The following is a 13,836-nucleotide window of genomic DNA, read 5'->3' on the forward strand; positions in this document are numbered from 1 at the left end:
GAAGCACCATGCAAAAGCAAACCCCGAAATGGCTCGACCTGTTCATCACCGCTTTCGGTCCATCTGGACTGGTCGCGCTCGCATGGTGGGCAGGCGCCTTCCATGCACAGCGTATTCGTGAGTGGCAGACCAGCTATCCCATCCTAGAGATCACCGGCATGGCTGCCGTGGGCAAGTCCACCCTGGTGAACAATCTGTGGAAGCTGGCCGGTTCCACCGACTCAGAAACCAAGACCCTCAGTACCTGCAGTATGGGGGCGTTGCTGGCCATCCTGGCCCGCACAGTGAATCGCCCTGTGGTGCTCGAGGAAATCGGCTATGGCGAAGTCGGATACGACTGGAACGCCCTGAGCCAGTGCTACACAGGCGGCGCCGTGGTTCGCCGAGTCGGCGATCACACCTTGGAGGGATTCACGTTCAAGGGCGCTCTGGCATTCGTTGGGTGTGAGCAGCAGGTACTGAACCAACGCATCGTCAATCTTCATCTTCTGCCCCAGCCACGCACCGATGCCCACCACAAGGCTGTCCAGGCTCTGTATGACCTGCACCTGGGCGACTTCACCGATTTTCTCACCACCGTCCAGGCAAACCGCGAGCAGGTGGCATACCGCCTCGGCCACGTTGGCGCCTATGTCGACAGCCTGAAGGAAGACACCGAGAACGACATCAGCGACACAGTCGCACGCAATCACGCCCAGTTGCGCGTGCTGCTCGATCTGCTGGCCGACCTGTACGCCATTCCAGAGCGCGCGATCCACGAAGCTCACGCTCTGGTCAGCGATATGGCCTGGGACCACGTCACTCAGAAAGCGCTGATGGCCGGCACCAGCGACCACTGACCCCCATACCCCCGGCGCGGCAACGCTGGCCCCCAAGGAGAAGCACCATGCAGCACTACTACAAGTCGCAGAATCCAGACGTGGTATCCATCGTTCTGGACTTCTACGAAGCCAAGGCACAACTGGACAAGCAACTGACCGCACTCGGCCAGTTGTTCGGCGGCGCCATCGCCCCCATGCGCGATGTCACCTCCCATTTCGCAGGCGGCGTGAAGCTCCCCGCTGACACGGCCCTCGATGCCCACTGGCGCCGACAAGACGAATGGGGCTTCCGCTCGCTTCGGGTCGCGGCAAAGCCTCCGAAAGGCATCACGAAGGAGCAGCGGGCCGGCATTCGGGCCGAGCACGAGCGCCTGGTTGACCTGTGGCGCGCCAACTGCCCGGAGCGACTCAGCACCCACATCTACTGGGAGCGCCTCAACGTGAACACCGGAAATCTGCTGCTGTGCGGCGGGATCAAGTTTGTTCACCTTGGCACCGCCTATTTCTGCCTCGGATTCGAAATCAACGAGGCACATCACCTTTCCCAAAAGCGAGCTGGCAAGGCCTCTGCTGGCTGGATTACGGGCGCGGTCGAAATCCTCCCCAGCGAATACGAGGCAGCACGCGCAGCGAAGCTGGGAGAGAAGGCATGACCGGGATTCAACAGATCACCGCACAGCAGCTGCTGAGCGACCAGTTGAACCAGCGGCTGGCCTTCGCCAACTGGGCCAAGCCTCGCGGCTACGACCTCGCCATGAGCGACGACGGAGCGACCTTCCTGTCTCTGGAAACACGCTGCGCCTGGCTCGGCTTCGAAGCTGCTCACGGCCCAGACGGCTGCAAACCCAGAGGCCAGCAGCTCTACGCGAAGCTCAGGAAGTCCAGCCCGCATGCGCACCAAACCGACAAGTTCTTCGAGGTTCGCGTCGGCAAGGCGCCCTACGACGACTACGTAGTGCACGGCGGCCCCGGCGGCGTGTACCGCCTGAGCGACGTGAACTTCTACGTGATGTCCGGCGAAAAGATGTACCGGCTCAGCTGACAGTCAGACGGAAGCAAAAAGGCCCCGGCGAGCGGCGACTCACCAGGGCCTGACCCAAGGAGAAGCACCATGCACCAACTTCATCAGCACCGCTGGGCCCTGCTGGCAATGGTCACAGCCCTGGCAGGCGTGACCGCCACTTCCGTGGCACTGGCGATCGCCGCGCTCATCGAGAACACCTTGCTGGCGGTCCTGTTCGCGTCGGCAGCAGTAGTCCTGGACCTGTTCAAGTACGTGGCCTGGCCCTTCGCTCTCAGCCTTCTGGAGATGCGACGCACCGTGTGCGCACTGCTGATGATGGGCAGCGCCCTCGCCCTGGGCGGCGTGTCCGCCTGGGCGAGCTACGACCGCCTCATGACCTCGATCATCACCAGCCGCGCGGAGCAGCAGGCGCGCCAGGTACAGCGCCAGGCCGACCTGGTCGAGCAGCGCGACGCCGATGCCGCCCGCATCCAGCATCTGGACGCCGAGGCAGTCGCCATCCGCGAACAGGCCTACGCCCTGCGCGATCGAGGCATGGTCACCCGCGCGCTGGAGCTGGAAGCGGCCTCTATGGCTCGAATCGACGCGGAGCGTGGCGAAGCTCAGGTTCGCCGAGATATCGCCTCTCAGGAGCTGACAGCCCTGCTCGCGAAGCCAACCAAGGCAGCGGGCCTGCCCCTGGGGCTGGCCACCCTTCTTTGCCTCGGCTTCGCCGCCGCGCTGGAAGTGGTCCCCGCCCTCATTCTCTCCGCGCTCCGCCCCGCATCCACAGCGGAACGCTCCCCGGTAGCAGTAACCGAGAAACAGAAACAGCCAGAGGAACGCGGCGAGAACCGCGCGGAAACGGCCCCGGAATCGGGCGCTGAGAACGGCCTGCCGCCAGTGCTTCAGCAACTCATCGCCGGAACAGAGAGCGGCACCAAGGTGGCAGTACGGCAAGTGGCGAAGGAGCTGCGGATAGGCAGCAGCAAGGCCACCAAGCTCCTGCAGCAAGCCGCCGAACTCGGCGTGCTGCACAAGACCCCAGGCGGCTACGTCGCCGCCTAAAAGAAGGCCCCGCCGGGCGGCAACCCGGCAGGGCCTGACCAACCCCAAGGAGAAGCACCATGCAAGTACAAACCCCCGAAGTCAGCGCCGAAAAGGCTATCACACCGCGCTACGACACCATCGTCATTTGCGGCGCCACGGGCAAGGAAGTCCCGCGCACCGTCGACGGCGGTGAGGTAGTCAGCTGGGCACGCGGCCATGAACTGGCGGCCGGTGACGCCCTGCTGGAGTTCGTCAACTACGTGGCCGATGGTGATTGTGGCATCACCCCGGAGCTGAGCGCCAAGGCGCGCAAGGCGCTGGATCTGATGGAGCGACGCAACAGGTTGGGCTGGGAGGCGGACGAACAGCCAGAAGATTGGCAGGCCTCGGTTAACCGTGCAGCACAAACGGCCCGCGAAGTGTTCAGCGGCTCCCACGACGACGCCTTCCAGGCGATTGAGTACATGCAGGCCCTGCTGCAGCAGGCTTCCCCTGTCGTGCAAGGCGGTGACGTATGAAGACCTGCAACCGCATCCGCCCGACCATGGCCAGCCACAGCCTGGACCTGCCCAGCATCTGCGACATCTGCGGCAAGGCCCGCTCTACCCGCAAGCATGCCCGCTGCAGCCGCCTCCGCCAGCAGACCAAAACGGCCGAATGGGCCACCTACATGGAGAACATCGCCGCCAAGAAAACCCAGGGGAGCCGTCGCTATGCCCGTTGAAATCCGCTGCCGGTACACCACCGGCACCTATGTGGCCACCGCCAAGGGCCTGAAAGGCACCACCAGCAACACCATCAGCGCACGCCATGCCGCCGAGGCGATGGCCAAAAAGCTAGGGCTTGCCCCTGAGCTGCTGGTCGAGAAAGAGCGCGACCTGATCGACCCGCGCGAGCGGACCACCTTCACCCATCCAGGAGAGCAGGCATGAAAGCACTGAGCATCCGCCAGCCCTGGGCATGGCTGATCGTCCAAGGGTTCAAGCCTGTCGAGAATCGGGATTGGCCCACGCGCCACCGTGGCCCATTCCTAGTGCACGCATCCAAAGGGATGACCCGCGAGGATTACGAAGACGCCCGCGACCTCGCTCAGCTGCAGGGCATCACCATCCCGGCGCCGCACGAGTTGGAGCGCGGCGGCATCGTCGGTGTGGCCACCATCACCGGCTGCGTAACCCACAGCCCTTCGCGGTGGTTCTTCGGCAAATTCGGGTTTGAGCTGGCTGACGCCAACCCGCTCCCATTCCTCCCGTTGAAGGGTCGCCTGGGCTTCTTCGACGTCGACTACCCAGAGGTGTGCCATGTCTGACCTCTTCTACCTGCAGGACAGCCGCAGCAACACCGGAACTCGCGCCATGTTCTGGAACCTCGGCGGCGGCTACACCTCGAACCTGGACCAAGCCGAGCAATTCACCCTCGATCGCGCGCTAAGGAAGTTCGAGAACCGCGACACCGACCTGCCCTGGCCCGTTTCCTATGTCCGGCGCCTGGCGGAAATCGGCGTCGACTGCCAATACCTGACCAGGTCGGAAGCGGAGGCCTACCGAGACGAAGACCGCCGCGTCTATGTGTCCTACGCACGCGAGTGGGACGGCAACGACCTTGTATGGGTCGGAGGCAAAGGACCGACCGCGAACCTCGAGGATGCAATCCACCCCGCAGCGTCTGACGCTGCCAGCTACAAGCACCAAGGGTTCGAGCTGTGGCCATGCGGCTATATCGTGGAGCGCTCTCGCCCTGTAGTTCGAGCCGCGCTGCTTGATCACAAGCAGGCGGAGGCCCAATCCGGTATCGCGTTACCGAAACCGGCACGACGGCGAGCTAAGCAGGCTGCGCAGAACTGCGGAGGATGCGGCCGATTCCTCAGCGCGTCGCAGGTGTACAGCGACTGCCCGAACTGCGGGGAGAACAACGCTCCATGACTGATCAGGCCGACCGCCAGCACATGCTGGAATGCGAGGCCCGGTACTGGCTCCAGCGTGGGTACATCACGCCGGAGAAAGTCACCGAGCTGCGGGAAATGCTAAAGCGGCGTGGGGAGATCGCCGTCGAGCAGCTGATCACGGAAATGCGTAGGCAGTGGCATCTGCGCTAGAAACGGCGCCCCACAGTTCTTGGCCCGCTTGCGGGCCTTTCTTTTGCCAGCTTGATAGCGTGGCCATTCGTTGTAGACCAGGGAAAGAAGATGGCAGATGGCGTGGAGGTCCGGGGCAACCGGATCAGGGTTTACTTCCGCTACCAGGGCGAGCTGTGCCGCGAGGCTGTAGCGGGTGACGCAACACCGGAGAACGTGGCCAATGCCGAGCGCCTGGCCGGCATCATCAACTACGAAATCAAGCACGGGACGTTCAGCTACAGCCGGCACTTCCCGAACTCTCCCAGGGTGCAGACCAACACCCTGGGTCACTACCTGGACCTGTGGCTCGAAATCAAACGCAACGAGCTGGCCCCGTCCGGCTTCCGCACCCACAAGAGCAAGGTGGAGACGCATATTCGCCCACGCTGGGGCGCCCACCAGGCCGACCAGGTCGACCACCTGGACCTTCAGGCATGGGTGCAGACTGACCTCATGGTGAAGCTGCACAACAAGACGGTGCGCGAAATCATCAGCATCCTTGGCCAAGTGTTCACGCTCTACCGCACCCGGAACCGTTCGTCGCATGACCCGACTGAGGGCATAACCGTGCGCCTGCCGGACCCGGATGAGGCAGACCCGTTCGACCGCAAGGAAATTGCCGCCATCCTGGGCGTCGAGACAGACCGCCGGCAGGAGGTCGCCCTCGCACAGTTCATGATGTGGGCCGGTCCGCGCGTGTCTGAAGCCATAGCCCTGGCCTGGGAGGACGTCGACCTCGAGGCCGGCACGGTGCGATTCCGGCGATCGCAGGTGCGCAGCCACTACAAGGTGACCAAGACCCGCCGCTCAACGCGCGAGATTCGGCTGCTGAAGCCAGCCCTGGAGGCGCTGCAGGAGCAGAAGGCGCGGACGGCCAACCTACCGCCCGTCGAAATCGAGGTCACCGACCGGGACAACAAGACGAAAAAGCGACAGATGGTCCGGTTTGTCTTTCACAACTCCGCCACCCGGGCGGCGCACACCAGCTCCGACATCCTGCTGCAGCGTTGGTGGAAGCCTCACCTGGAGAAAGCGGGCGTTCGGTACCGCGGCCCGAACAACTGCCGGCATACGTATGCCAGCCAACTGCTGACGTCCGGTGTGGTGCCGCTGGATTGGATCGCTGACCAGATGGGCCACACGTCCACCGCTATGATCTGGCGCCACTACGGCAAGTGGATCAACCAGGACGGCCCCGACATGATCGGCCTGCTCGAGCACGCGCTGAAGCTCTGAATCCACCGCCCAGAAACGAGAAAAGGCAGCCCTGCAAAGGCTGCCTTTTTTCGTTACCCGTTCCCAAAGTGTTCCCAAGGCGCTCCCATTTCGAGGTGCTCTGAGAATTTCCCTTTGTAGAACAAGTGCTTACTTGGTGCGGACGGAGAGACTCGAACTCTCACAGCTTGCGCCACCGGAACCTAAATCCGGCGTGTCTACCAATTTCACCACGTCCGCAGGGTACCGCAGAAACGAAAACGCCAGGCTCTGGGCCTGGCGCTTCGGAATATGGGGTGGACGATGGGAATCGAACCCACGACACCAGGAGCCACAATCCTGTGCTCTACCAACTGAGCTACGCCCACCATATTACACTTGCTTGTACCGAACGCCACTTGGCGCACCCGGCAGGACTCGAACCTGCGACCATCCGCTTAGAAGGCGGATGCTCTATCCAGCTGAGCTACGGGCGCTTTAGTGGCTGCAACCCTTGCTAAGCAGACCCAGTGGAAACCACCGAATCGGTTGGCACCGCCTCTTTCGTGTTTCAGGCTGTGCTCGGCAAGCGGGGCGCATGTTATCGACGAGGCCATACCCCGTCAACAACTTTTTTAAAAAAAATTCAAAGAGATAAAGGAGTTACGCCAAATCGGGGGCTCCCGCCTTTGCCTTATGGAGGCAGCGTGCGAAAATGCGCGCCTTCTTTTCACCCGCCTTAATGGTTATCCCCCCGACATGACTGCAAAACTGATCGACGGCAAAGCGATCGCCGCCAGCCTCCGCCAGCAGATTGGCCAACGCGTCACTGAACGCCGCCAGCAAGGACTGCGCATCCCCGGCCTGGCTGTGATCCTGGTCGGTAGCGACCCCGCCTCTCAGGTCTATGTCGCGCACAAGCGCAAGGACTGCGAAGAGGTCGGCTTCCTCTCCCAGGCGTACGACCTCCCCGCCAGCACCACACAGCAAGAGCTGCTGGCGCTGATCGACCGCCTGAACGCCGACCCGGCGATCGACGGCATCCTCGTCCAACTGCCCCTCCCTGCCCATCTCGACGCCTCCCAGTTGTTGGAACGCATCAGCCCGGACAAGGATGTGGACGGCTTCCATCCCTTCAACATCGGCCGCCTGGCCCAGCGCATCCCGCTGCTGCGCCCCTGTACCCCGAAAGGCATCATGACCCTGCTGCAAAGCACCGGCGTCGACCTTTACGGCATGGACGCAGTGGTCGTGGGCGCGTCGAACATCGTCGGCCGCCCCATGGCACTGGAACTACTGCTGGGCGGCTGCACCGTCACCGTAACCCACCGCTTCACCCGTGACCTGGCCGAGCACGTACGCCGCGCCGATCTGGTGGTCGTGGCCGCCGGCAAGCCGGGCCTGGTCAAGGGCGAGTGGATCAAGGAGGGTGCCATCGTCATCGACGTGGGCATCAACCGCCAGGAAGACGGCAAACTGGTGGGCGACGTGGAATACGATGTGGCCGCCGAGCGCGCCAGCTGGATCACCCCGGTGCCGGGCGGCGTCGGCCCGATGACCCGCGCCTGCCTGCTGGAAAACACCCTCTACGCCGCCGAACACCTGCACACCTGACAGGTTTCGACGAGCATGAAAAAGGCCGCTGATCAGCGGCCTTTTTCATTTTCAAGGAGCTATTACTCGGCGAGACGCCAAGTGGTACCGCCCTTGCCGTCTTCCAGCACCACGCCCAGAGCGGTCAACTCATCGCGGATACGGTCGGATTCGGCCCAGTTCTTCGCCGCGCGGGCATCCAGGCGTGCCTGGATCAACGCCTCGACCTGTTCCGCGTCGACCTTGCCGGCCGCGCCAGCCTGGAGGAACTCGTCGGCATCCAGCTGCAGCACGCCCAGTAGGGCACCCAGCTCACGCACGCGCGCTGCCAATGCAGCAGCTGCCGCCGGATCGCTTTCGCGCAGGCGGTTGACCTCGCGGACCATCTCGAACAGCACGGCAACCGCTTCCGGCGTACCGAAGTCGTCGTCCATTGCACTACCAAAGCGCGCGACAAATTCCTCGCCACCCTCGGCCGCCGCCTGTGGCAGGCCTCGCAGCGCGGTGTAGAAACGCTCCAGCGCGCCCCTGGCTTCCTTCAGGTTGTCTTCGGAGTAGTTGATCGGGCTGCGGTAATGGCTCGATACCAGCAGGAAGCGCACGACTTCCGGGTGGTATTTCTCCAGCACTTCGCGGATGGTGAAGAAGTTGCCCAGGGACTTGGACATCTTCTCGCCGTCCACGCGCACCGCTCCGGCATGCATCCAGCTGGCCGCGTAGAGCTTGCCGGTGGCCGCCTCGCTCTGGGCGATCTCGTTCTCGTGGTGCGGGAACACCAGGTCAGGGCCGCCGCCGTGGATGTCGAAGGTCTCGCCCAGGCAGCAGGTGGACATCACCGAGCACTCGATGTGCCAGCCGGGACGCCCGGCGCCCCACGGAGATTCCCAGCTCGGCTCGCCCGGCTTGGCGCCCTTCCAGAGCACGAAGTCCAGCGGATCCTCCTTGGATTCGTCGACCTCGATCCGCGCACCGATACGCAGGTCTTCGATCTTCTTGCGCGACAGCTTGCCGTAGCCGGCGAACTTGCCGACCCGATAGTAGACGTCGCCATTGCCCGGCGCGTAGGCGTAGCCCTTGTCGATCAGGGTCTGGATCATCTCGTGCATGCCGGCGATGTGGCCGGTGGCGCGCGGCTCGATGTCCGGTCGCAGGACCGACAGGCGCGCCTCGTCCTCGTGCATCGCGGCGATCATGCGGGCGGTCAGGTCTTCGAACGATTCGCCGTTCTCCTGGGCACGACGGATGATCTTGTCGTCGATGTCGGTGATGTTGCGCACGTAGGTCAGGTCAAAACCGCGGTGGCGCAGCCAGCGGGCAATGACGTCGAATGCCACCATCACGCGGGCATGGCCGATGTGGCAGAAGTCGTACACGGTCATGCCGCACACGTACATGCGCACCTGGTTGCCGACCAGCGGCTTGAAGACGTCCTTGGTCTTGGACAGCGTGCTGTAGATCTGCAAGTCAGCCATGCCTCACTGCCCCCAGGAATCGCGCAGGGTCACGGTGCGGTTGAACACCAGGGCGCCGTGCCTGGAATCCTTCGAGTCGGCGCAGAAGTACCCCTCGCGCTCGAACTGGAAGCGATCATGCGGGGTAGCTCCAGCCAGCGAAGGCTCGGCGCGGCAGCCCTTGAGCACTACCAGGGAGTCCGGGTTGATGTTGTCGAGGAAGCTGCCGCCCTCTTCCGACTTCTCCGGGTTGGCGGAGCGGAACAGGCGGTCGTACAGGCGCACTTCGCACTCGATGCTCTCGGCGGCCGGCACCCAGTGGATCACGCCCTTGACCTTGCGGCCTTCGGGGTTCTTGCCCAGGGTGTTTTCGTCGTAGCTGCAGCGCAGTTCGACGATGTTGCCGTCGGCATCCTTGATGGCTTCGTCGGCGCGGATCACGTAGCTGCCGCGCAGGCGCACTTCGCCGCCGGGAATCAGACGCTTGTAGCCGGCCGGCGGGACTTCCTCGAAGTCGCTGGCATCAATGTAGATCTCGCGGCTGAACGGCAGCACGCGCATCCCCATGTCCTGCTTCGGATGGCATGGCAGCTCGAGGCTCTCGACCTGGCCTTCCGGGTAGTTGGTGATGACTACCTTCAGCGGCTTGAGCACGCACATGGCGCGGCCTGCGTTGGCATCCAGGTCGTCACGGATGGCGAATTCCAGCATGCCGATGTCCACCACGCCGCCGGCGCGGTTCACGCCGATCATGTCGCAGAAGGTCCGGATCGACGCCGGGGTGTAGCCGCGGCGGCGATAACCGGAGAGGGTCGACATGCGCGGGTCATCCCAGCCGTCGACGTGCTTCTCGTCCACCAACTGCTTGAGCTTGCGCTTGCTGGTGATGGTGTAGTTCAGGTTCAGGCGCGCAAATTCGTACTGGCGCGGCTGGGCCGGGACCGGCAGGTTGGCCAGGAACCACTCGTACAGCGGGCGGTGATCCTCAAACTCCAGGGTGCAGATGGAGTGGGTGATGCCCTCGATGGCGTCCGACTGACCGTGAGTGAAATCGTAGCTGGGGTAGATGCACCACTTGTCGCCGGTCTGGTGGTGATGGGCGTGACGGATTCGATAGAGAATCGGGTCGCGCAGGTTGATGTTCGGCGAGGCCATGTCGATTTTCGCGCGCAGCGAGCGGGCGCCGTCCGGGAATTCGCCGGCCTTCATGCGGGCGAACAGGTCCAGGTTCTCTTCCACCGAACGGTCGCGGAACGGGCTGTTCTTGCCCGGCTCGGTCAGGGAGCCGCGGTAGGCGCGCATTTCCTCGGCATTGAGGTCGCAGACGAAAGCCTTGCCGGCCTTGATCAGCTCTATCGCCCAGGCATGCAACTGGTCGAAGTAGCTGGACGCATAGCGCACCGGGCCGACCCAGTCGAAGCCCAGCCACTTCACATCGGCCTCGATGGCGTCGATGTATTCCTGGTCCTCCTTCGCCGGGTTGGTATCGTCGAAGCGCAGGTGGCAGTCACCGCCGAACTCCTTGGCCAGACCGAAGTTCAGGCAAATGGACTTGGCGTGGCCGATGTGCAGGTAGCCGTTGGGCTCCGGCGGGAAGCGGGTGACGATCTTCTGGTGCTTGCCACTTTCCAGGTCGGCCGCAACGATCGGGCGCAGGAAGTTGGCGGCAACAGGGGCTTCTTTCGTATCGGCGGTAGGCTTGCTCATGGTGTCCTTGATCATGCTGGTGTTCGGCCAGGGTAGGCCAGCCAAACCAAAGCGCTTATCATAGCCGAAGCTGTCAACCCCCTGACAGGCCTTCGATTTTTCAAAAGAGCGGATTTCCCTGATGACTACCACCGTCAAACTGCAGACCAATTTCGGCGATATCACCCTTGAACTCTTCGACGACAAGGCGCCGGAAACCGTGGCCAACTTCAAGGAGTACGTGAAGGCCGGCCATTACGACAACACCGTGTTCCACCGCGTGATCAACAACTTCATGATCCAGGGCGGCGGTTTCGAGCCCGGCATGAAGCAGAAGACCACCCGCAAGTCGATCAAGAACGAAGCCAACAACGGCGTCGGCAACAAGATCGGTACCGTTGCCATGGCCCGTACCATGGAGCCGCATTCGGCCAGCGCGCAGTTCTTCATCAACGTCGCCGACAACGACTTCCTCAACCACAGCGCGCCGACCGTGCAGGGTTGGGGCTACTGCGTATTCGGTGAAGTGAAGGACGGCATGGACGTGGTCAACAAGATCAAGACCGTTGCCACCACCATGCGCTCCGGCCACCAGGACGTACCGGCCGACGACGTGATCATCGAGAAAGCAGAAGTCATCGGCGAGTGAGTCGATGAGCGTCCTGTTCATCTCGGACCTGCATCTTGAAGCGGAACGCCCGGACATCACCCGGGCGTTCTTGCATTTCCTTTCCACCCGCGCCCGCAAGGCGCAGGCGCTGTATATCCTCGGCGACTTCTTCGAAGCCTGGATCGGCGACGATGGCATGGACGAGTTCCAGCACTCCATCGCCCGCGCCCTGCGCGAACTGTCCGACCACGGCACGCGTGTTTACCTCATGCACGGCAACCGCGACTTCCTGATCGGCCAGGCTTTCTGCCGCGAAGCCGGCTGCACCCTGCTGCGCGACCCGAGCCTGATCGACCTGGACGGCGAGAAGATCCTGCTGATGCACGGCGACAGCCTGTGCACCCTCGATGCAGCCTATATGAAGCTGCGCCGCTGGCTGCGCAACCCGCTGAGCCTGTTCATCCTGCGCAACCTGCCGTTGGCCACCCGCCACAAGCTGGCCCGCAAGCTGCGCAAGGAAAGCCGCGCACAGACCCGCATGAAGGCCAGCGAGATCGTCGACGTCACCCCGGCGGAAGTGGAGAAGATCATGCGCGACAAGGGCGTACGCATCCTGATCCACGGACATACCCACCGTCCCGCCGTCCACGAACTGGAAATCGATGGCCGCCCCGCGCGGCGAATCGTCCTCGGCGACTGGGGCAGCCAGGGCTGGGCCCTGGAAGCCGACGAGCAGGGCCTGCAGCAGGCGCCCTTCCCGCTCTGAACCATCCTGGCCACTGCAATGGTGGCCTTCTGATGTTAACCGACTCGCACTGTAAGACCTTTCCTATTGACCAGGACCTGCCGTCTTCAGCAGCATTGCGGGTTTGCTCACTCAAGGAAGAAACATGCTGGTCTCCAAAGGAAATCTCATCAAATTCGGCGCGGCGCCGCTGGCGCTGGTCGCCGCTGGCTTCATCCTGTTCAACGGCGTCTTCTTCTATAACGAAGCCGGCTTCATGACCCACGTGCGGACCATCTTCGGCGACGAGAAGATCGTCGACGATGTCGGCTACGCCACCAAGTGGTTCGGCCGGGCCACCACCTGGAAGAAAGCCATCAGCGTGCAGTCCGTGCTGCTTATGGACGATAACGACAACAACCCGGACAACGACGGGCTGGGCGCCACCATCGAAGCCTTCCCCATCGTCTTCCTCGGCAATGTCGACGCCAAGGTCGAGTCCTCTGCGCGCTTCCGCCTGCCCGGCGGCGACCAGTTCCTGAAGATGGCCCAGGAATACCGCAACCCGGACAATTTCATCCGCACCGCACTGGTCCCGGCGATCAAGGAAACCCTGCAGGCCACCGCCTCGCTGATGACTGCCGACGATTACTACGCCGGCGCCCGCAGCGAGTTCGCCGCGGAGTTCGAGAACCAGCTCAACGACGGCCTGTACCTGATCAAGCGTAAGGAAGTCCGCGGCCCGCGCGGCGCCTTACCGCACCAGACCGCGATCCTGCAGGCCGGCACCGAACAGGGCAGCTTCGGGGACAACAATGCCAGCCAGTTCGTCACCGAGAAGGTCACCGACGCCAAAGGCATCCCGGTGCGCAAACAGCAGCAATTCCGCAAGTTCGGCGTGGAAGTGGTGGAGGCGCGCATCACCAACGTCGACCCGAATCCGCAGTACAAGCAGCGCATGGTCAAGGTGCAGCAGGCCCTGGCCGAGCTGGCGGTGGCTCGCCAGAACCGCCTGAAGGAAGAGGAAGAGAAGCTGCTGGTCACCGCCCGCGGCGAGAAGGAAGTGGAAGCCAAGCGCCAGGAAACCCTGCGCGACCAGATCGAGCGCACCACCCAGGCAGAGACCGAGAAGCAGCTGGCGGTGATCAATGCCGAGCGCGAGAAGCAGCGCGCCGAGATCGAGAAGCAGACTGCCGAGCTGCTGCGTGACAAGGCCGCCGTGACCGCGCAGGCCACCAAGATCACCGCCGACGCCGATGCTTATGCCCGCGAAGCGGTGATCAAGGCGGACGGCGCGCTGCAGCCCAAACTGGACGCGCTGATCGCCATCAACAAGGTCTGGGCCGAAGCCGCTGCCCAGGCGCCGGTGCCGAGCGTGATGATGGCCGGCGGGCAGAACAGCGCCAGCAGCCGTCAGGACGAAATCGGCCAGTTGATGGGCGTGTTGGCGACCAAGGCCGCGCGTGACCTGGCGCTGGACCTGAAGGTGAAGGACTGAGTCGGTATCTGTTGGAGCGAGCTTGCTCGCGAATGTATTTCCCAGAAGCTCCGGCGCTGGGCTGGTTCGCGAGCAAGCTCGCTTGTATGG

17 protein-coding genes and 3 tRNA genes are annotated in these 13,836 nt (G+C 63.3%); 15 read left to right on the forward strand and 5 right to left on the reverse strand.

Annotation, left to right across the window (positions count from 1 at the left end; all coding sequences use genetic code 11):
- Window positions 1–8: 8 nt before the first annotated feature.
- The 11 genes from C167_RS0117530 (at window position 9) to C167_RS0117580 (ending at window position 6,226) form a co-directional block, all read left to right on the forward strand.
- Window positions 9–839: a hypothetical protein gene (locus C167_RS0117530; RefSeq protein WP_017519596.1), complete on the forward strand. Its 831-nt coding sequence runs from the start codon at window positions 9–11 to the stop codon at window positions 837–839.
- Window positions 840–886: 47 nt separating this feature from the next.
- On the forward strand, window positions 887–1,474 hold the full coding sequence (locus C167_RS0117535; protein WP_017519597.1) for a hypothetical protein: 588 nt from the start codon (window positions 887–889) through the stop codon (window positions 1,472–1,474).
- Window positions 1,471–1,863, forward strand: coding sequence for a hypothetical protein (locus C167_RS0117540; RefSeq protein ID WP_017519598.1), 393 nt, complete (start codon window positions 1,471–1,473; stop codon window positions 1,861–1,863). The genes C167_RS0117535 and C167_RS0117540 overlap by 4 nt, the downstream gene beginning before the upstream one ends.
- A 69-nt stretch (window positions 1,864–1,932) precedes the next feature.
- Window positions 1,933–2,892 carry a hypothetical protein gene (locus C167_RS0117545; protein WP_017519599.1) on the forward strand — a complete coding sequence of 320 codons (960 nt, stop codon included), beginning with the start codon at window positions 1,933–1,935 and terminating at the stop codon, window positions 2,890–2,892.
- 59 nt (window positions 2,893–2,951) lie between these two features.
- Window positions 2,952–3,392: a hypothetical protein gene (locus C167_RS0117550; RefSeq protein WP_017519600.1), complete on the forward strand. Its 441-nt coding sequence runs from the start codon at window positions 2,952–2,954 to the stop codon at window positions 3,390–3,392.
- Window positions 3,389–3,598 carry a hypothetical protein gene (locus C167_RS0117555; protein WP_017519601.1) on the forward strand — a complete coding sequence of 70 codons (210 nt, stop codon included), beginning with the start codon at window positions 3,389–3,391 and terminating at the stop codon, window positions 3,596–3,598. Before C167_RS0117550 ends, C167_RS0117555 begins: the two co-directional genes overlap by 4 nt.
- Complete coding sequence (locus tag C167_RS0117560) at window positions 3,588–3,806, forward strand: hypothetical protein (RefSeq protein WP_017519602.1); 219 nt, start codon at window positions 3,588–3,590, stop codon at window positions 3,804–3,806. Before C167_RS0117555 ends, C167_RS0117560 begins: the two co-directional genes overlap by 11 nt.
- Window positions 3,803–4,183 (forward strand): ASCH domain-containing protein, encoded by a 381-nt coding sequence (locus C167_RS0117565; protein WP_017519603.1) that lies wholly within the window; start codon window positions 3,803–3,805, stop codon window positions 4,181–4,183. The genes C167_RS0117560 and C167_RS0117565 overlap by 4 nt, the downstream gene beginning before the upstream one ends.
- Window positions 4,176–4,796 (forward strand): hypothetical protein, encoded by a 621-nt coding sequence (locus C167_RS0117570; protein ID WP_017519604.1) that lies wholly within the window; start codon window positions 4,176–4,178, stop codon window positions 4,794–4,796. The genes C167_RS0117565 and C167_RS0117570 overlap by 8 nt, the downstream gene beginning before the upstream one ends.
- Window positions 4,793–4,969: a DUF7696 family protein gene (locus C167_RS34880; RefSeq protein ID WP_017519605.1), complete on the forward strand. Its 177-nt coding sequence runs from the start codon at window positions 4,793–4,795 to the stop codon at window positions 4,967–4,969. The genes C167_RS0117570 and C167_RS34880 overlap by 4 nt, the downstream gene beginning before the upstream one ends.
- Before the next feature lie 90 nt (window positions 4,970–5,059).
- A complete protein-coding gene (locus C167_RS0117580; protein ID WP_017519606.1) occupies window positions 5,060–6,226 on the forward strand; it encodes an Arm DNA-binding domain-containing protein in 1,167 nt (388 codons plus the stop codon).
- A gap of 134 nt (window positions 6,227–6,360) precedes the next feature.
- On the opposite strand, the gene C167_RS0117585 is transcribed toward C167_RS0117580, so the two are convergent.
- From C167_RS0117585 to C167_RS0117595, 3 genes are all read right to left on the reverse strand, one after another.
- A tRNA-Leu gene (locus tag C167_RS0117585) sits at window positions 6,361–6,445 on the reverse strand.
- A gap of 52 nt (window positions 6,446–6,497) precedes the next feature.
- Window positions 6,498–6,573 (reverse strand) — tRNA-His (locus tag C167_RS0117590).
- 31 nt (window positions 6,574–6,604) lie between these two features.
- Window positions 6,605–6,681 (reverse strand) — tRNA-Arg (locus tag C167_RS0117595).
- Window positions 6,682–6,943: 262 nt separating this feature from the next.
- Between C167_RS0117595 and folD the strand changes: the two genes are divergently transcribed.
- Window positions 6,944–7,798, forward strand: coding sequence for a bifunctional methylenetetrahydrofolate dehydrogenase/methenyltetrahydrofolate cyclohydrolase FolD (gene folD, locus C167_RS0117600; protein WP_026079132.1), 855 nt, complete (start codon window positions 6,944–6,946; stop codon window positions 7,796–7,798).
- Window positions 7,799–7,860: 62 nt separating this feature from the next.
- Here the strand turns inward: folD and cysS are convergent, their stop codons facing one another.
- Both cysS and C167_RS0117610 read right to left on the reverse strand, forming a co-directional pair.
- On the reverse strand, window positions 7,861–9,249 hold the full coding sequence (cysS, locus tag C167_RS0117605; protein WP_017519608.1) for a cysteine--tRNA ligase: 1,389 nt from the start codon (window positions 9,247–9,249) through the stop codon (window positions 7,861–7,863).
- 3 nt (window positions 9,250–9,252) lie between these two features.
- Window positions 9,253–10,935, reverse strand: coding sequence for a glutamine--tRNA ligase/YqeY domain fusion protein (locus C167_RS0117610; protein WP_026079133.1), 1,683 nt, complete (start codon window positions 10,933–10,935; stop codon window positions 9,253–9,255).
- A gap of 121 nt (window positions 10,936–11,056) precedes the next feature.
- Between C167_RS0117610 and C167_RS0117615 the strand changes: the two genes are divergently transcribed.
- From C167_RS0117615 to C167_RS0117625, 3 genes are all read left to right on the forward strand, one after another.
- On the forward strand, window positions 11,057–11,563 hold the full coding sequence (locus tag C167_RS0117615; protein WP_017519610.1) for a peptidylprolyl isomerase: 507 nt from the start codon (window positions 11,057–11,059) through the stop codon (window positions 11,561–11,563).
- Window positions 11,564–11,567: 4 nt separating this feature from the next.
- On the forward strand, window positions 11,568–12,290 hold the full coding sequence (gene lpxH / locus C167_RS0117620) for a UDP-2,3-diacylglucosamine diphosphatase (RefSeq protein ID WP_017519611.1): 723 nt from the start codon (window positions 11,568–11,570) through the stop codon (window positions 12,288–12,290).
- A 124-nt stretch (window positions 12,291–12,414) separates the two neighbouring features.
- Window positions 12,415–13,746, forward strand: coding sequence for an SPFH domain-containing protein (locus C167_RS0117625; protein ID WP_017519612.1), 1,332 nt, complete (start codon window positions 12,415–12,417; stop codon window positions 13,744–13,746).
- Window positions 13,747–13,836: the final 90 nt, after the last annotated feature.

Origin of the sequence: Pseudomonas nitroreducens TX1, from assembly GCF_000313755.1 — a bacterium.
Lineage (GTDB): Bacteria > Pseudomonadota > Gammaproteobacteria > Pseudomonadales > Pseudomonadaceae > Pseudomonas > Pseudomonas nitroreducens_A.